Source organism: Pseudomonas fluorescens (assembly GCF_902498065.1).
Lineage (GTDB): Bacteria > Pseudomonadota > Gammaproteobacteria > Pseudomonadales > Pseudomonadaceae > Aquipseudomonas > Aquipseudomonas fluorescens_BJ.
In genome coordinates this window covers 61,194-78,251 of record NZ_CABVIR010000002.1, presented here as the reverse complement: position 1 = coordinate 78,251, position 17,058 = coordinate 61,194, and the positions used below count along the sequence as shown (strand labels likewise).

General features: G+C 59.8%; 19 protein-coding genes. 4 read left to right on the top strand and 15 right to left on the bottom strand.

The window, feature by feature from the left end:
* Nucleotides 1–160: 160 nt before the first annotated feature.
* Complete coding sequence (locus tag F8N43_RS09540) at nucleotides 161–445, bottom strand: DUF3509 domain-containing protein (protein ID WP_150630873.1); 285 nt, start codon at nucleotides 443–445, stop codon at nucleotides 161–163.
* 181 nt (nucleotides 446–626) lie between these two features.
* Here F8N43_RS09540 and F8N43_RS09535 point away from each other — a divergent pair, with 181 nt between their 5' ends.
* Nucleotides 627–791 (top strand): hypothetical protein, encoded by a 165-nt coding sequence (locus tag F8N43_RS09535; RefSeq protein ID WP_191630123.1) that lies wholly within the window; start codon nucleotides 627–629, stop codon nucleotides 789–791.
* 500 nt (nucleotides 792–1,291) lie between these two features.
* Here F8N43_RS09535 and thrC read toward each other — a convergent pair whose 3' ends face one another.
* The 9 genes from thrC to ffh all read right to left on the bottom strand — a co-directional run bounded on the left by thrC (nucleotide 1,292) and on the right by ffh (nucleotide 9,760).
* The gene (thrC, locus tag F8N43_RS09530; protein WP_008025609.1) at nucleotides 1,292–2,701 is read right to left on the bottom strand and encodes a threonine synthase; all 1,410 of its coding nucleotides are present in this window, start codon (nucleotides 2,699–2,701) and stop codon (nucleotides 1,292–1,294) included.
* A 65-nt stretch (nucleotides 2,702–2,766) separates the two neighbouring features.
* Nucleotides 2,767–4,071: a homoserine dehydrogenase gene (locus tag F8N43_RS09525; protein ID WP_027924910.1), complete on the bottom strand. Its 1,305-nt coding sequence runs from the start codon at nucleotides 4,069–4,071 to the stop codon at nucleotides 2,767–2,769.
* Between the two features lie 134 nt (nucleotides 4,072–4,205).
* Nucleotides 4,206–4,937: a bifunctional protein-disulfide isomerase/oxidoreductase DsbC gene (gene dsbC / locus F8N43_RS09520; protein ID WP_017340265.1), complete on the bottom strand. Its 732-nt coding sequence runs from the start codon at nucleotides 4,935–4,937 to the stop codon at nucleotides 4,206–4,208.
* A gap of 255 nt (nucleotides 4,938–5,192) precedes the next feature.
* Entirely contained in the window at nucleotides 5,193–6,089 is an 897-nt protein-coding gene (gene xerD / locus F8N43_RS09515) for a site-specific tyrosine recombinase XerD (protein WP_150638934.1), read from the bottom strand.
* A gap of 99 nt (nucleotides 6,090–6,188) precedes the next feature.
* Nucleotides 6,189–6,539, bottom strand: a complete 351-nt coding sequence (gene rplS, locus F8N43_RS09510; RefSeq protein WP_003175895.1) for a 50S ribosomal protein L19 — start codon at nucleotides 6,537–6,539, stop codon at nucleotides 6,189–6,191.
* Nucleotides 6,540–6,584: 45 nt separating this feature from the next.
* The gene (trmD, locus tag F8N43_RS09505) at nucleotides 6,585–7,358 is read right to left on the bottom strand and encodes a tRNA (guanosine(37)-N1)-methyltransferase TrmD (RefSeq protein ID WP_173860472.1); all 774 of its coding nucleotides are present in this window, start codon (nucleotides 7,356–7,358) and stop codon (nucleotides 6,585–6,587) included.
* Nucleotides 7,340–7,876 carry a ribosome maturation factor RimM gene (rimM, locus tag F8N43_RS09500; protein WP_150633796.1) on the bottom strand — a complete coding sequence of 179 codons (537 nt, stop codon included), beginning with the start codon at nucleotides 7,874–7,876 and terminating at the stop codon, nucleotides 7,340–7,342. Before rimM ends, trmD begins: the two co-directional genes overlap by 19 nt.
* Nucleotides 7,877–7,881: 5 nt before the next feature.
* A complete protein-coding gene (gene rpsP, locus F8N43_RS09495; protein WP_010463010.1) occupies nucleotides 7,882–8,133 on the bottom strand; it encodes a 30S ribosomal protein S16 in 252 nt (83 codons plus the stop codon).
* Nucleotides 8,134–8,383: 250 nt separating this feature from the next.
* A complete protein-coding gene (ffh, locus tag F8N43_RS09490; RefSeq protein WP_017340267.1) occupies nucleotides 8,384–9,760 on the bottom strand; it encodes a signal recognition particle protein in 1,377 nt (458 codons plus the stop codon).
* Nucleotides 9,761–9,955: 195 nt separating this feature from the next.
* On the opposite strand from ffh, the gene F8N43_RS09485 reads away from it, so the two are divergent.
* The 3 genes from F8N43_RS09485 to F8N43_RS09475 all read left to right on the top strand — a co-directional run bounded on the left by F8N43_RS09485 (nucleotide 9,956) and on the right by F8N43_RS09475 (nucleotide 13,534).
* Entirely contained in the window at nucleotides 9,956–10,768 is an 813-nt protein-coding gene (locus F8N43_RS09485; RefSeq protein WP_150633798.1) for an inner membrane protein YpjD, read from the top strand.
* A gap of 12 nt (nucleotides 10,769–10,780) precedes the next feature.
* Nucleotides 10,781–12,016: a transporter associated domain-containing protein gene (locus F8N43_RS09480; protein WP_150638935.1), complete on the top strand. Its 1,236-nt coding sequence runs from the start codon at nucleotides 10,781–10,783 to the stop codon at nucleotides 12,014–12,016.
* A 201-nt stretch (nucleotides 12,017–12,217) separates the two neighbouring features.
* Nucleotides 12,218–13,534, top strand: coding sequence for an MFS transporter (locus F8N43_RS09475; protein ID WP_150633800.1), 1,317 nt, complete (start codon nucleotides 12,218–12,220; stop codon nucleotides 13,532–13,534).
* A gap of 113 nt (nucleotides 13,535–13,647) precedes the next feature.
* Here F8N43_RS09475 and purT read toward each other — a convergent pair whose 3' ends face one another.
* The 5 genes from purT to F8N43_RS09450 all read right to left on the bottom strand — a co-directional run bounded on the left by purT (nucleotide 13,648) and on the right by F8N43_RS09450 (nucleotide 16,930).
* Nucleotides 13,648–14,829, bottom strand: coding sequence for a formate-dependent phosphoribosylglycinamide formyltransferase (gene purT / locus F8N43_RS09470; protein WP_150633801.1), 1,182 nt, complete (start codon nucleotides 14,827–14,829; stop codon nucleotides 13,648–13,650).
* 100 nt (nucleotides 14,830–14,929) lie between these two features.
* Nucleotides 14,930–15,397 (bottom strand): VUT family protein, encoded by a 468-nt coding sequence (locus tag F8N43_RS09465; protein ID WP_150633802.1) that lies wholly within the window; start codon nucleotides 15,395–15,397, stop codon nucleotides 14,930–14,932.
* 142 nt (nucleotides 15,398–15,539) lie between these two features.
* Nucleotides 15,540–15,755 (bottom strand): DUF1289 domain-containing protein, encoded by a 216-nt coding sequence (locus tag F8N43_RS09460; protein ID WP_150638936.1) that lies wholly within the window; start codon nucleotides 15,753–15,755, stop codon nucleotides 15,540–15,542.
* Complete coding sequence (locus F8N43_RS09455) at nucleotides 15,752–16,276, bottom strand: gamma carbonic anhydrase family protein (RefSeq protein ID WP_150633804.1); 525 nt, start codon at nucleotides 16,274–16,276, stop codon at nucleotides 15,752–15,754. Before F8N43_RS09455 ends, F8N43_RS09460 begins: the two co-directional genes overlap by 4 nt.
* A gap of 54 nt (nucleotides 16,277–16,330) precedes the next feature.
* Complete coding sequence (locus tag F8N43_RS09450) at nucleotides 16,331–16,930, bottom strand: CoA pyrophosphatase (protein WP_008042385.1); 600 nt, start codon at nucleotides 16,928–16,930, stop codon at nucleotides 16,331–16,333.
* Nucleotides 16,931–17,058 lie beyond the last annotated feature (128 nt).

Genomic DNA, 17,058 nt, shown 5'->3' with positions numbered 1-17,058 from the left:
AAGAAACCCCGAGAAGTGGGGAGACGACTCGGGGTTAAACGTGGCCTACAAAAAGACCAGTGGCAGCACGACTACAAGCACCGGAGCACAATGCTTGATCCTGCTGTTACAAACTCTGACCGACCTTGGGCCCGTAAGGTTCCCATAAAAAATAATTCACTTACGGCCGGCCCAGGACCTTGTCCTGTGCCGCGTTGCGCAACGCCGCGATAACGCAGGGTTCCAGGCGCCCTTCGGCAATCATCAGATCGCGATGCAACCCGTCGACCACGTCCGTGAGCAGACGTTTGTCGCTCAACTGAGCCTGATTGAATTGCCGTTCGACCACGATGGCGCCGGTCGAACTCTTCAGTGTCACCAGGCATTCGCCGTGGGCGCCTGATGGGGTCAACGTTACCTGATACGGGCTCAGAGCCTCACCGAGCAATAGACTGATACTTTCCATCTCGATCACCACTCAATAGTCCGAAAACGAAGTGCCTGGGGCGTGTCTACAGTAAGTGACCACCGGCCCGAGAAGAAAGTTCTGGATTCCAGATGCAGACGCGTCGGCGTCTCTGGTTGATGGAGCATGACATGGGGTAGATGACAGGTTTGTGTATGTGGGCAGTGGGGATTGGGATTGGGTGAATATCCGTTTCTTCGGTAACGGCGGCTATTGGTTCCGCCCTTACGGCGGGTTACTTGGAAAAGCGCCAAGTAACCAAGCGCCTGCGCCCCTGACGTACGGCCTTCCGACGGGGCAGATCAAGATCAAAGCCAAGATCAAAAACCAAAGCGAGGCGGCCTGATAGCCGACCTGGTCCGGCTGAATCACCGGCGGAGTAACCCCATGCAATGCCGGACATCAATCTCCTGTGGGAGCTAGCCTGCTAGCGATGGACGTTAACGATAACGCGTACGGTCTGAATGAACGCGTTGTCTGGACGTCCATCGCTAGCAGGCTAGCTCCCACAGGATAAATGCGTACGCTTGAAGAGACAGGCCGGCCAGTAGGCCGCCTCGCGGTGCTGTTGCGGTAGTCGCCCCCTCGAGAGGCCGAGTGGAGGTTCTGCGTAGTGGGCACCGCGGCAGGGATGCCGCGGTAGCCGCCCCCGGCCATGGATGGCCGATGGCGGCGGGCCCACGGAGCAGGACCAGAACGAGGGCATGCCGAGCCTTAGCGAGGCACCGAACGAAAGGGGCAAGAGCCCTTGGTTACTTGGGGCTCTTCCAAGTGACTCGCCGTAAGGGCGAAACCGCCAGCAGCCGTTACTGCAGCAACGGATATGCCCCCAATCGATCTATCCGATTACAACGGCTTCCCACGATTCCCATGCTGACTGACAAACGCCTGAACAGCCTTCAAGTCATTCGGCAACACGGTGCACCGCTCATCCCGCTCAAACAGATCAGCCAGGTGAACAGGCAACTCCAGCGCCTTGCCCACACCCGCCTTCTCCACCGCATCCGGGAATTTGACCGGGTGAGCAGTGCCAAGGATCACCATCGGAATATCCAGACTGCGACGGCATTCACGCGCAGCCTTCACGCCGATCGCCGTGTGCGGATCCAGCAACTCACCCGTCTGCTCGTAAACCTCGGCGATGGTTTCGCAGGTTTGCGCATCATCCACAGCCAGGGAATCGAACAGCTTGCGCGCTTCGGTCCAACGCTCTTGTTCAACGCTGAAACCACCGCCCTGTTTGAACGAATCCATCAACCCGGCAATCGCCGCGCCATTACGACCGTGCAGGTCAAACAGCAGACGCTCGAAGTTCGACGACACCATGATGTCCATCGACGGCGACAACGTGGCGTGCAGGGTTTCCTTGACGTACTGGTTGCCACTCATGAAGCGGTGCAGGATGTCATTGCGGTTAGTGGCGACGATCAACTGATTGATCGGCAGGCCCATGTTGCGCGCCAGGTAACCGGCGAAGATGTCGCCGAAGTTGCCGGTCGGCACCGAGAACGACACCGAACGCGCCGGGCCGCCCAGCTGCAGGGCAGCATGGAAGTAGTAAACGATCTGGGCCATGATCCGCGCCCAGTTGATCGAGTTCACCGCCACCAGGCGCGTGCCCTTGAGGAAGCTCTGGTCGGCGAAGCTCGCCTTGACCATTTCCTGGCAGTCATCGAAGTTGCCTTCGATGGCGATGTTGTGGATGTTCTCGCCGAAGATGGTGGTCATCTGGCGACGCTGCACTTCGGACACACGGTTGTGCGGGTGCAGGATGAAGATGTCGACGTTTTCGCAGTGCTTGCAGCCTTCGATGGCGGCCGAACCGGTGTCACCGGACGTAGCGCCAACGATCACCACGCGCTCACCGCGTTTTTCCAGCACGTAGTCGAGCAAACGACCGAGCAGTTGCAGGGCGAAGTCCTTGAACGCCAGGGTCGGGCCGTGAAACAGCTCCAGCACCCATTCGTTGCCGTTCAACTGACGCAGCGGTGCGACGGCGTTGTGCGAGAACACGCCGTAAGTCTCTTCGAGAATCTTTTTGAAATCGGCATCGGGAATGCTGCCGGTGACAAACGGGCGCATCACCCGGAAAGCCAGCTCGTGATACGGCAGGCCGGCCCAGGAAGCGATTTCTTCCTGGGTGAAACGAGGCAGGTTTTCCGGGACGTACAGACCGCCGTCAGTGGCCAGACCGGCCAGCAGGACGTCTTCGAAATTCAGGGCCGGTGCCTGGCCGCGGGTACTGATATAACGCATGACTGACTCCAATGGACAGTGTTCGCAAGCCGGACCCGCTCGCGGGCCCGGTGAACGATAACGGCTTAGTTCAGGTGCTCGACGCGGATCCGTACGACCGGACCGACCACGCCTGTCAGGGCTTCGAGGGCGGCGATCGCGTCGTTCATGTGCTGTTCCAGCACACGGTGCGTCAGCAGGATCATCGGCACCAGACCGTCATGCTCTTCGACTTCTTTCTGCATGATCGATTCGATGTTGATGCCGCGTTCCGACAGGATGCTCGCGACCTGAGCCAGCACGCCCGGATGGTCCTTGGCCTGAATGCGCAGGTAGTAGGCGCTTTCACAGGCTTCGATCGGCAGGATCGGATGCGCCGACAGCGAATCCGGCTGGAAGGCCAGGTGCGGCACACGGTTTTCCGGATCGGAAGTCATGGCGCGAACCACGTCCACCAGGTCGGCGATCACCGACGAAGCGGTCGGCTCCATGCCGGCACCGGCGCCGTAGAACAAGGTCGAACCGGCAGCGTCACCGTTGACCATCACAGCGTTCATCACGCCGTTGACGTTGGCGATCAGACGATCAGCCGGGATCAGCGTCGGGTGCACGCGCAACTCGATGCCAGCGGCAGTGCTGCGCGCCACGCCCAAGTGCTTGATGCGATAGCCCAGCGCTTCGGCGTAGTTCACGTCAGCCGTGGTCAGCTTGGTGATGCCTTCGGTGTAAGCCTTGTCGAATTGCAGCGGAATGCCGAACGCGATGGAGGCCAGGATCGTCAGCTTGTGGGCCGCGTCGATGCCTTCAACGTCGAAGGTCGGATCGGCTTCGGCGTAACCCAGGGCCTGCGCCTCGGCGAGCACGTCTTCGAAGGTGCGCCCCTTCTCGCGCATCTCGGTGAGGATGAAGTTGCCGGTGCCGTTGATGATGCCGGCGACCCAGTTGATACGGTTGGCGGACAGGCCTTCACGGATCGCCTTGATCACCGGAATGCCACCGGCCACGGCCGCTTCGAACGCCACGATCACGCCTTTCTCGCGAGCCTTGGCGAAAATTTCATTACCGTGAACGGCAATCAGTGCCTTGTTCGCGGTGACCACATGCTTGCCATTCTCGATGGCCTTGAGTACCAGCTCGCGGGCAACGGTATAGCCGCCCATCAGCTCTATAACGATGTCGATCTCAGGGTTCGTGGCCACTTCGAAGACATCGTTGGTAATCGCAATACCGGTCGTTTGGAACTGAGGCTTTGGCGTGCGCATGGCAATTTGTGCCACTTCGATTCCACGCCCGGCACGACGAGCAATTTCCTCGGCGTTGCGCTGAAGTACGTTGAAGGTACCGCCACCGACGGTCCCTAACCCACAGATGCCTACTTTGACCGGTTTCACTGTGAACTCCCCATAAAACGGCCGACTCAAGGCCGGCCGTGAAAACAGCCGCATGCTCGCGGCTCTCTATTAATGGCCCGGCACATGTTGCCGCCGGACCATGATCGTCAAAGGCTGGCCGTGACGATGCGAATTTACTTCGCGCCCAGCGCCAGTTTGGCGACTTGTGGCGCAGGCTGGTAGCCCGGAATGACCTGACCGTCGGCCAAAACGATGGCCGGTGTACCGTTCACGCCAATCGACTGGCCGAGGGCGAACTGTTTGGAAACCGGGTTATCGCACTTGGCGGCCTTGATTTCCTTGCCATCGACCATTTTGTCCATGGCGGCTTTCTTGTCCTTGGAGCACCAGACCGCTTGCAACTGTTCGTCACCCGGCGAGCCCAGGCCCTGGCGCGGGAACGCGACGTAACGCACTTCGATGCCGCGCTTGTTCAGCTCAGGCACTTCGGCGTGCAGTTTGTGGCAGTACGGGCAGGTGGTGTCGGTGAACACGGTGATGTGCGATTTGGTTTCGCCGATAGCCGGGTAGACCACGGTTTCCGCGACCGGAATAGCGTTGACCAGCTTGGAAACGCCCAGGCGTTCGGTTTTCTCGGTCAGGTTGACCGGCTTGCCGTCCTTGAGCTGAAACATGTAGCCCTGAACGACGTACTGGCCATCGGCGCTGGCATAGAGCACGCGGCTGCCCTGCAGTTTGACTTCATACAAGCCCGGCAGCGGACTGGCGGAAATGCTTTCTACCGGCACTTCGAGCTGGAGGGTTTCCAGGCTTTTACGGATGGCTTTGTCGGCCGCGTCATCGGCGACGGCAAAGGTGCTGACCAACGCAATGGCTGCGGCGGCGAAAATCTGGGTCAGACGCATGAGAACTCCTGAAGGCGGACAAATGGGACGATCAGAACGCCCGTGCCGAAACACCGGGTCACAACCGCCCATCGTGCAAACCGGCAAAGCCTACCACATAAGGCCGGTGGGGCCGAATGCGGGTGACGCAGGACATTCTGACCTGCGCAGATCAAGTGTGGGAGCGAGCCTGCTCGCGATTGCGGTGTGTCAGTGGACACATCTTTAACTGATACACCGCAATCGCGAGCAGGCTCGCTCCCACAGGGATCGTGATCAACCGCGCGGGTGGTGTTTGGCGTGCAGGTCCTGCAAGCGCGCCCGGGCGACGTGGGTGTAGATCTGAGTGGTCGACAGATCGCTGTGGCCGAGCAGCATCTGCACCACCCGCAAATCGGCGCCGTGGTTGAGCAGGTGCGTGGCGAAGGCGTGACGCAAGGTGTGCGGCGACAGCGACTTGCCGATCCCGGCGACCTTGGCCTGATGCTTGATGCGGTGCCAGAACGTCTGGCGTGTCATCTGCTCGCCGCGCTGACTGGGGAACATGACATCGCTGGGACGTCCGCCGAGCAGCTCTTGGCGGCCATCGCGCATATAACGCTCGACCCAGACAATCGCCTCCTCGCCCATCGGCACCAGCCGCTCCTTGCTGCCCTTGCCCATCACCCGCAGCACGCCCTGACGCAGGTTGACCTGCTCCAGCGTCAGGCTGATCAATTCCGTCACCCGCAGGCCGCAGGCGTAAAGCACTTCGAGCATGGCGCGGTCACGCTGGCCGATCGCATCACTCAGATCCGGCGCCTTCAGCAGCGCTTCCACATCGGCTTCCGACAAGGATTTTGGCAGCGGCCTACCGAGTTGAGGCATATCGACGCGTAACGTCGGATCGACCGCGATCAACTTTTCCCGCAACAGATAGCGATAAAAGCCACGCACCCCCGAGAGAAATCGCGCAGTGGAACGGGGCTTGTAGTTCTGCTCCAGGCGCCAGGCCAGGTGATCGAGGATCAACTCGCGGCCGGCATTGATCAACTCCAGGCCCTTCTCCTGCAGCCAGCCGTTGAACAGGGCCAGGTCGCTGCGATAGGCATCGCGGGTGTTATCGGAGAGACCTTTCTCCAGCCATAGCGCGTCGAGAAACTGGTCTATCAAAGGATGATCGATGGCGGGCATAAAGGCTCAGGCAAGACCGGCAGTACGGCCATGGAAGATAAATCGCAGGCAACAAAAAAGCAGCCCGTAGGCTGCTTTTTTCTGCATCGGAAGCTGGACTTAAGCCAGTTTTTCCTTGATGCGAGCTGCTTTACCGGACAGGTCACGCAGGTAGTACAGCTTGGCTTTACGTACGTCACCGCGACGTTTAACGGCCATGCTGTCGATTTGCGGGCTGTAGGTCTGGAAAGTACGCTCTACGCCAACACCGTTGGAGATTTTACGAACGGTGAAAGCACTGTTTACGCCGCGGTTACGCTTGGCGATAACAACACCTTCGAACGCTTGCAGACGCGAACGGTCGCCTTCCTTCACTTTCACCTGAACGACAATGGTGTCGCCCGGGGCAAAGGTAGGGATCTCTTTGGTCATCTGCTCTGCTTCGAGTGCAAGGATGATTTTGTTAGTCATGCTGTGCTCCTAAGGTAAATCAACGGACTTACCATCGATACGTTGTTAACTATCGTCCCGCTCGCGGATGTATTCCTCGAGCAGCTTCTTCTCTTCTCCAGAAAGCGAGCGGCTTTCCAGAAGATCGGCGCGTCGTTCAAAGGTCCTACCAAGGGACTGCTGTAAACGCCAACGCCGGATGTGCGCGTGATTGCCACTTAGCAATACGTCGGGAACACGCTGATCCGCATACACCTCCGGTCGGGTGTAGTGCGGGCAATCCAGCAAACCATCCGTAAAGGAATCTTCCTCGGCGGAGTCCGCATGCCCTAAAGCTCCAGGCAGCAGTCGTGTAACCGCATCGATCAGGACCATCGCCGGCAGCTCGCCGCCAGACAGTACATAGTCGCCAATCGACCACTCTTCATCGACATGAGCATCAATAAAACGCTCGTCAATGCCTTCATAGCGGCCGGCAATCAGGATCAATGCATCCAGATTCGCCAACTCGCGTACCGCCGACTGAGTCAGTTGACGGCCTTGGGGGGACAGGTAAATCACCTTCGCCGCCTCCCCGGCTGCTGCCTTGGCCTGAACCAGAGCATCTTCCAGGGGCTTGATCTTCATCACCATGCCCGGACCACCGCCAAATGGGCGATCATCCACAGTGTGATGTCGATCCGTCGTGTAGTCTCGCGGGTTCCAACAGGTGAGCTGCAACAGCCCCTGTTTCACCGCCCGACTGGTGATGCCGTACTCGCTGATGGCGGAGAACATCTCGGGAAACAAACTGATCACTTCTACGCGCAAATTAGCCACGCTTAGAAGTCCGCATCCCATTCCACCTTCATCTCGCCTGCTGCGAGGTCGACTGCCAACACACATTGCTCCGTATAGGGCAACAGGCGTTCGCGATCATCCAGGCTGCCAACGCAAGGCTTGACCACCATTACATCATTGGCGCCGGTTTCCAGAAGATGATCGATTTTCCCGAGCAATTGCCCCAGTTGATCAATGACCTTCAGACCTTCCAGCTGGTACCAGTAGTACTCGCCGTCGGTCAATTCAGGGAACAGGTTGCGCGGCACGCAGATCTCATAACCGGCCAGAAGACGAGCTTCTTCACGATCATCAAGACCCTTGAGCTTTGCGACCAGGAACTTGTCGTTCCCGCGTCCGCTGACCAGCTCGACCTGTTTGACATTGCCTTCGCGCTTGAGCGTCCAGGTTTTGTACTGCAACAGGTTTTCAGTCGGATCAGTAAAGGAATAAACCTTCACTTCGCCGCGAACGCCATGAACAGAATAAATCTTGCCGATAACGATCAAATCATCAGCAACAGCTGGCGTCGCGTTCATATTGCTCAGGCCGCAGCCTTAGAAGCATCCTTCAACAACTGAGCAACACGCTCAGAAGGCTGTGCACCAACGCTCAGCCAGTAGGCTACGCGCTCTTGGTTCACGGACAGACGGACTTCTTGACCACGAGCAACAGGGTTGAAGAAACCAACCTGTTCCTTGTGCGAACCGTCGCGCGGGTTGCGGCTGTCGGTTACGGTCAAGTGGTAAAACGGGCGCTTTTTGGAGCCGCCAAGGGCAAGACGGATTGTTAGCATGTGAACATCGTTCCTGTAGTCGGTGCTGCAAATCTAAAGGCACAGCGGGCATAGGTGCCCGAAAGGCCGCATATTCTAAGGAATATCCGGACTTTTGCAAATGTCTTTTTCCGGCGGCCTATCGGACGCCATGCAGATTTGCTATAGAGCCGTCGTTGAAAACGGCCAGTCAGCTCCCGCCAAGTGCGGGTTTGCTGTTGATCCCACATCACTGTGGGTCTGCGCCGACATGACTGACGGCGCGGATTCTTTACATTTTCGGCATGCCACCGCCGGGCAACATACCGCCCATGCCGCGCATCATTTTGGCCATTCCGCCTTTTGCGGAGAATTTCTTCATCATCTTCTGCATCTGCTTGTGCTGCTTGATCAAGCGACCGATGTCCTGCACTTGCGTGCCGGAACCCATGGCGATCCGGCGTTTGCGCGAACCGCTGATCAGCTCAGGGTCGCGGCGCTCGGCCGGGGTCATGGAATTGATGATGGCTTCCATCTGCTTGAATTGTTTCTCTGCCGCGCCCTGGGCGTTACCCATTTGCGCCAGGTTCACGCCGCCGATGTTCGGCAGTTTATCCATGAGGCCGCCGAGGCCGCCCATGTTCTTCATCTGTTGCAGCTGATCACGGAAGTCTTCGAGGTCGAAGCCCTTGCCCTTCTTCAACTTTTTAGCAAGCTTGTCGGCTTTGTCCTTGTCGAGGGTCGCTTCGGCCTGTTCGATCAGGCTGAGAACGTCGCCCATGCCGAGGATGCGTGACGCGATACGCTCAGGGTGGAACGGCTCGAGCGCTTCGCTCTTCTCGCCCATACCGATGAACTTGATCGGCTTGCCGGTGATGGCACGCACCGACAACGCGGCACCGCCACGGGCATCGCCGTCGACCTTGGTCAGGATCACACCGGTCAGCGGCAGTGCATCGCCAAAGGCCTTGGCCGTGTTGGCGGCGTCCTGGCCGGTCATGGCGTCGACCACGAACAGGGTTTCGACCGGGTTGATCGCAGCGTGCAGCGCCTTGATCTCGCCCATCATCTCTTCGTCGATGTGCAGACGACCGGCGGTATCGACGATGACCACGTCGATGAATTTCAGTTTTGCTTCTTTAATAGCCGCTTGCGCGATCTCGACCGGCTTCTGGCTCAGGTCGGACGGGAAGAAGGTCACGCCGACTTCACCCGCGAGCATTTCCAGCTGCTTGATCGCCGCCGGACGGTAAACGTCCGCGGACACGACCATCACCGACTTCTTCTTGCGCTCTTTAAGGAAGCGCGCAAGTTTGCCGGCGGTGGTGGTTTTACCCGCGCCCTGCAAACCGGCCATCAATACGACGGCGGGCGGAACGGCGCTCAGGTTCAGGTCTTCGTTGGCTGCGCCCATCAGGCTTTCGAGTTCGGCCTGGACGATCTTCACGAAGGCCTGGCCCGGCGTCAGGCTGCGCGACACCTCGGTGCCAACGGCGCGTTCCTTGACCGAATTGACGAAGTCTTTCACCACCGGCAAGGCGACGTCGGCTTCGAGCAACGCCATGCGCACTTCGCGCAGGGTGTCTTTGATGTTGTCCTCGGTCAGCTTGGCCTTGCCGGTGACATGGCGCAGCGTCTGCGAGAGACGGTCGGTTAAGTTTTCAAACATTGCGCGATCCTTTCAGGCCCTGTGTAGACCGGGATAATGGCGGCCCAGACCGGAATCAACATGTGCTCGGCGAGCCTGCGGCGTGGGCAGGTCGCGGATTATAGCGAAGACTGCGACTGGCGGACACCTCGCACTTTCGTGGTGTGTGGGTTCTATGCCAAACTCAGCGCCTTTCGGGCTTGCCTAACAGGATTTATGCTCCCCTTATCACCCAGTTTGCTTACCACTCTCGCCGCCGCCTGCTTATACGCCGCTGCGACCATTTATCAGGGCACTCGCCTGGCCATCGGCGCCAAGGCGAACAAACGCCTGCTGGTCACGCTCGGCGTGCTCGCCGTGCTGGCTCACAGCGCCAGCCTGTTCACCCATCTGCTGACGCCGATCGGCCTGGGCCTGGACTTTTTCAGCGCTGCCAGCCTGATCGCCGCAGCGGTCATTGCCTTGACCCTGCTGGCCTGCTCGCGGATCCCGGTGGAAAACCTGCTGATATTGCTGTTCCCGCTGGGCGCTGCGACCGTGCTGCTGGCACAGTTCGCCCCGGCCGGGACGGTACAGATCATCGACGAAGAGCCGGGCATCCTTGCGCACATCCTGTTGTCGATCCTGGCTTACGGCATGTTCACCATCGCGGTGTTCCAGGCCTTGCTGCTGCTGGTTCAGGACCATCAACTCAAACACAAGCATCCGTCCGGGCTGATCAAGAATTTCCCGCCGCTGCAGACTATGGAAAGCCTGCTGTTCGGTTTCCTCTGGGCCGGCTGGACCTTGCTGTCGCTGTCGCTGATCTCTGGCTGGTTGTTCGTCGACAATCTGTTCGCCCAGCATCTGGTGCATAAAACCTTGCTGGCGTGCCTGGCCTGGATCGTCTTCAGCGTGCTGCTCTGGGGCCGCAACCGCCTCGGCTGGCGCGGACACAAGGCCATTCGCTGGACCCTCGCCGGTTTCTGCCTGTTGATGCTCGCGTATTTCGGCAGCAAGCTGGTCCGTGAATACATCCTGCACATCTGACGGGCGGTATTAATGGACGACTTGCCCATAGGGCCGATGCTCGCCGTAGTAGCCCTGCTGATTTTATGGTCGGGGCTGTTCACCGCCATCGAAGCCGCACAGCAACACTTGCTGGCCCAGCGCACCGCCTCGCGCTCAAGCGACAAACCGGTGGCGAAGCTGAGTTTTGCGCTCAACAGCCTGATTTTCTGCAACACCCTGTGTCGCGCGCTGGTGGTGGTCATCTGCACCTTGCTGGCGATTTTCACGTGGGCCGAGAACGGTCCATGGGTCGCTTGCCTGGGGGCCGGCGCGATGCTGCTGGTGTTTGCCGACTACCTGCCGCGCACCCTTGCCGTTCGCTACCCCGACGCGGTCCTGGCGCTGGGCAACACCCTGCTCGGTGCGCCGCTGAAAATCATCTACCCCGCCGCCTGGCTGCTCAATGGCATCAGCCAGTTACTGATGCGACCGTTCGCCCGCAAAGCCAAAGTGGTGCAGCAGAGCGAGGACGAGACGCCGAAAGATCGCCACGACGACCCGCAAAGCCCGATCTGTCGCCCGCACGCGCTGGCCGGCATCCATGCACTGGACAACATCACGGTCAACGACATTCTGGTGCCGCGCAGTGACGTTGACGGGATCAACCTCGACGACTCGATAGAAGAGATCCTCGAACAGCTGCGGGCCAATCGGCGCACGCGCCTGCCGGTTTTCCACAGCGACATCAATCAGGTCGAGGCGGTGCTCAACACCCGGCAGATCCGCCACCTGCTGCCCGATGGCCAACTCACTCGCGAAGCACTGCTGGCCGCGTGCCACGACCCGTATTTCGTACCTGAAAGCACGCCGCTGCAGCTGCAACTGCTGAACTTCCACAAACAGCAGCGGCGCCTGGGCATGGTGGTAGACGAGTACGGCGAGGTGCTCGGCATCGTCACGCTGGAAGACATCCTCGAAGAAATCGTCGGTGAATTCGAAAGCCAGCACAGCCTGGACAACCCGCACATTCATCCGCAGGCCGATGGACGCCTGGTGATCGATGGTGCGGCATCGATTCGCGACCTGAACAAAAGCCTCGGCTGGCACTTACCCAGTGATGGACCGAAAACCCTTAACGGGCTGGTGACCGAGGCGCTGGAGACGATTCCGGACAGCGCGGTGTGCCTGAAGATCGGGCGTTACCGACTGGAGATTCTGGAGACCGAAGACAACCGCGTCACTCGGGTTTTGATCTGGCATACCAGCTCAGTTCCAGTGGTTATCTGACCCCTGACATCCCTCGCTCTGAAAGCCATCACCCGCCTCTGGCCCTTGTTTGATCGTTAGCCACCTTCCTATAATCGATCCAGCTTACCCAAGCCCCGCCCCACCCCCGTGCTACCCGCACCCCGCATCAAACCCACATCCCTGGGTGTTCGACCATAATAATTCGCTCCACTGGGGCACATGACTGTCAGGGATTACCGCATGACGACCAGCACGACTTATACCGAAACCACGCCTGCACAACCGACGAACTCCGCTACCCGCGTGGCGACCGCGAGTTTCATCGGCACCGCCATCGAGTTCTACGACTTCTACGTGTATGCCACTGCCGCGGCACTGGTGATCGGGCCGGTGTTCTTTCCGCAGACCTCCGGCACGGCCCAGATGCTCTCGGCGTTTCTCACGTTCGGCATCGCGTTCCTCGCCAGGCCACTGGGCTCGGCACTGTTCGGCCACTTCGGTGACCGCATCGGGCGCAAATCGACCCTGGTCGCCTCCTTGCTGCTGATGGGCGTGTGCACCACGCTGATCGGCGTGCTGCCGGGTTATGACAGCATCGGAGCCTGGGCACCGATCCTGCTCTGCGTGCTGCGCTTCGGCCAGGGTTTGGGATTGGGCGGTGAATGGGGCGGCGCAGCATTGCTGGCGACGGAGAACGCGCCCAAGGGCAAACGCGCCTGGTTCGGCATGTTCCCGCAGCTCGGCCCTTCGATCGGCTTTCTCGCCGCCAACGGGTTATTCCTGACACTAGCGATGACGCTGAACGACGAACAGTTCCGCTCGTGGGGCTGGCGGATTCCGTTCCTGCTCAGCGCCGCGCTGGTGATGGTCGGCCTGTACGTGCGCCTGAAGCTGCACGAAACCCCGGTATTCGCCAATGCCATGGCCCGTCAGGAGCGAGTGAAGATCCCGCTGGTCGAGCTGTTCAGCCAGTATTGGGCGCCCATGTTGCTGGGCGCCGGTTCGATGGTGGTGTGCTACGCGCTGTTCTACATTTCGACGGTGTTTTCACTGAGTTATGGCGTGTCGACGCTGGGTTACACCCGTGAAACCTTCCTCGCACTGCTGTGCTTCGCCGTGCTGTTCATGGCCGCTGCGACGCCGTTGTCGGCCTGGGCCAGTGACCGTTACGGGCGCAAACCGGTGCTGATCATCGGGGGCGTTCTGGCAATTCTCTCCGGGTTCTTGATGGAACCGCTACTGACCCAAGGCTCGACCTGGGGTGTGGCGCTGTTCCTGTGCATCGAGCTGTTTCTGATGGGCGTAACGTTTGCCCCGATGGGTGCGCTACTGCCGGAGCTGTTTCCGACACACGTGCGCTATACCGGCGCGTCAGCGGCCTACAACCTGGGCGGCATTGTCGGAGCCTCGGCGGCGCCGTTCTTTGCGCAGAAGCTCGTGGCGATGGGGGGTTTGAGTTATGTCGGCGGGTATGTGTCGGGGGCGGCGGTGCTGAGTTTGATTGCGGTGTTGTGCCTGAAAGAGACGCGTAATAACGATTTGAATCGGATTGCCTGAATCAGAAGCATCGCCAGCAGGCTGGCTCCCACAGGGTTATTGGCTGGTCACAGATTTGTGTACACCAATTTTCCATGTGGGAGCTAGCCTGCTAGCGATTGCCGCACCTCGGTTTAAAGCTCTACAACAACAGCCTGAGAAGCACGGGTCGCTTTAGCGCGAGCAGCCTCGATCGACTCATCCCGCGCCAGCGCCACACCCATCCGGCGCTGACCATTCACTTCTGGCTTGCCGAACAGACGCAATGCCGTGTCCGGTTCGCTCAATGCAGCGCCGAGATTGGCGAAAGCCGTCTGGGTCGACTGCCCTTCCACCAGAATCACCGCCGAAGCCGAAGGCCCAAACTGACGGATCAATGGAATCGGCAGCCCCAGAATGGCCCGCGCGTGCAGGGCGAACTGTGACAGATCCTGCGAAATCAGGGTCACCAGGCCGGTGTCGTGCGGACGCGGCGAGACTTCGCTGAACCACACCTGATCGCCTTTGATGAACAATTCAACGCCAAACAGACCACGGCCACCCAAGGCTTCGGTGACCGCTTTGGCCACGCGCTCGGACTCAGCCAGGGCAATCGGGCTCATGGCTTGTGGCTGCCAGGATTCCTGGTAGTCGCCCTTCTCCTGACGGTGACCGACCGGCGCGCAGAACGTGGTGCCGCCGACGTGTCGCACGGTCAGCAGGGTGATTTCGTAGTCGAAGTCGATGAAGCCCTCGACGATTACCCGACCTTTACCGGCACGGCCGCCTTCTTGCGCGTAATCCCACGCGGCTTTCACGTCATCGATGCTGCGCAGCAGGCTCTGGCCCTTGCCCGACGAGCTCATGACAGGCTTGACCACACACGGGAAACCCAGGTCCTGAACGGCTTTGCTGTAATCCTCAAAGGTGTCGGCAAAGTGGTACGGCGAGGTCGGCAGGTCCAGCTCTTCAGCGGCCAGGCGACGGATGCCTTCACGGTTCATGGTCAGTTGCGCGGCGCGCGCGGTCGGGATCACGGTGAAGCCTTCGGCTTCCAGTTCGACCAGGGTCGCGGTGGCGATGGCTTCGATTTCCGGCACGATGAAGTGCGGTTTTTCGGCTTCGATCACCGCACGCAGGGCGGCGCCGTCGAGCATGTTGATCACGTGGCTGCGATGCGCGACTTGCATGGCCGGCGCGTTGGCGTAACGGTCGACGGCAATCACTTCAACGCCCAGGCGTTGCAGCTCGATCACCACTTCCTTGCCCAACTCACCACAGCCACACATCAATACGCGGGTCGCGGTTGGCGACAATGGAGTTCCGATACGGGTCATCTCAGGTCCTCAAAGGAGCGGATCATCGAGGGTCGCTGTGCCTGGCACGCTTCCCATGGGGAGAAAGCGCGGCATTTTACATGAACCTGAGGGTTTGGCTTCAGCCGGTGACGGCCTGTTTGCGCAAGCGCCACGCCATGATCAGCCACACGACGGTCACGCCAGCGAACTTCGAGCCCATGGCGGTGAGAATCACGGCCGGCGTGAAGGCGTCGATCATGCCGAAGAAGATGAAGGTATCGAGCGGAATGCTCAGGGCCGAACTTATCCACAGGCGGTCGTGCAGCGGGCGCTTGGTGATGCTGAACACCAGCCAGTCGATGCACTCGGAGACCGCGAACGCCGTGGCGCTGGCCAGCGCGATGGACGGATCGGACGTGACATAGGACAACACCAGCGCCGCCAGCATCGCCACGATTGCCCCGTGGCCGAAGCGGACTTGCACCATATCGCGCAGGACGAAGACCAAACCGCCCCAGGCGGACCAGATGATGTCCAGGTGCGGGGCGGTGGAAAAGGCGTAGTTGATCAGCACGACGCTGCTGATGTAGGCGATCAGGAAGAGCATGGAGATTGGCGAGACCTGGTAATGAGTGGGTAATACGTGGAGGAGCGAGCTTGCTCGCGATAGTCGTGAACGATTATGCGATAAGCCGGATGCCGAGGCGCCCTCTGGTTTTTCGCGAGTTCGCTCCTACAGGGGGCGCACCTCAGTGATCGGATTTGGCGCCGATCATCCAGATCAATCCGCTCGATTTGGCCCGCTCATGGCACAAACCCAATACCTTGCGGCGCTCTTCGTTGTCCATCCGGCTCCAGCCCGTGATCTCCTGCACCGTGCGCTGACACCCGGTGCAAATATCATCATCATCCAGCGCACAGATGTTCACGCAAGGCGATAGCACCGGACGTTCGAGGGTGCTCATTGTTCCTGCTCTGCCAGATCGCGAGCATAGCGTTGCGAGTTATGCACATAGTGCGCAGCGCTGGCCTCGAGCATTTTCTTCTGCACCTCGGTGAGCTCGCGCACTACTTTGCCCGGCGAGCCCATGACCAGCGAACCGTCCGGAATCTCCTTGCCTTCGCCGATCAGCGAGTTGGCGCCGATGATGCAGTTCTTGCCGATTTTCGCGCCGTTGAGAATCACCGCGTTAATGCCGATCAGGCTGTAATCGCCGACGGTGCAGCCATGCAGCATGGCGTTGTGGCCGATGGTTACGCCGGTGCCGATGGTCAGCGGGTAGCCCATGTCGGTGTGCATCACGGTGCCGTCCTGGACGTTGCTGTTCTTGCCGATCAGGATCAACTCGTTGTCGCCACGCAACACGGCGTTGAACCAGACGTTGGCGCCCTCTTCCAGTTTGACCTTGCCCACCAGCACGGCGTTGGGGGCGACCCAGCTCTGTGGATGGGTCTCGACGCGGGCGTCGCCCAGGCGGTATTTCATCGTGTTGTCCTCAGGCTCAGGCAGCCGCGGCTTAACGCCATACAAACGATGGCTTCAGGTGTTGATAAAACTCTTGGGCGGCTGGTGCAGGCTGATTTTGGCGTCATAGAGCAGGTTGATCAACTCGACGATCATGATCGCCGTCAGGCCCCAGATCTTGTATTCGCCGTAACGATAACTCGGCACATACCAGCTGCGTCCCTGGTAATCGATGCGATGGGTATGTTCACGCGGGTCCTTGCGAAAGAACTCCAGGGGAACGCTGAACACCGCAGCGATCTCGGCGTCGTTGGCCAGGTACTCGACAAAATCCGGAATCACGCCGACATAAGGCGTGACCTTGATGCCATGCAGGGAAATCAGCGGGCTCAACGGCCCGATCACTTCGACCAGTCCCGGCGGCAAGCCGATTTCTTCTTCGGCCTCACGTAGCGCGGTGAAAATCAGGTCCGGGTCTTCCGGGTCGCGGCGTCCGCCGGGGAAGGCCACTTCGCCGCCATGGGTCGAGAGCCCGCTGGCCCGCAGGGTCAGAACCAGTTCCGGTTCATCACTGCGAGTGATGGGCACCAGAACCGCGGCCTCCGGGAAACGCTTGTCGGTTTCCAGTGTGCGTGGGGTGTGGTTGCTTACTCGATGCAGTAGCTCGTCCAGCATGAGTCTTCTCGATTTATTCGCTACCTCGCATCATGCACCAATCACACCGACCGCCCAAGCCCCGAACTGTTGTGTGTCGCTAAACGACAACTTGCCGACAGACACCGCCGCACGCCAAGATAGGCGCA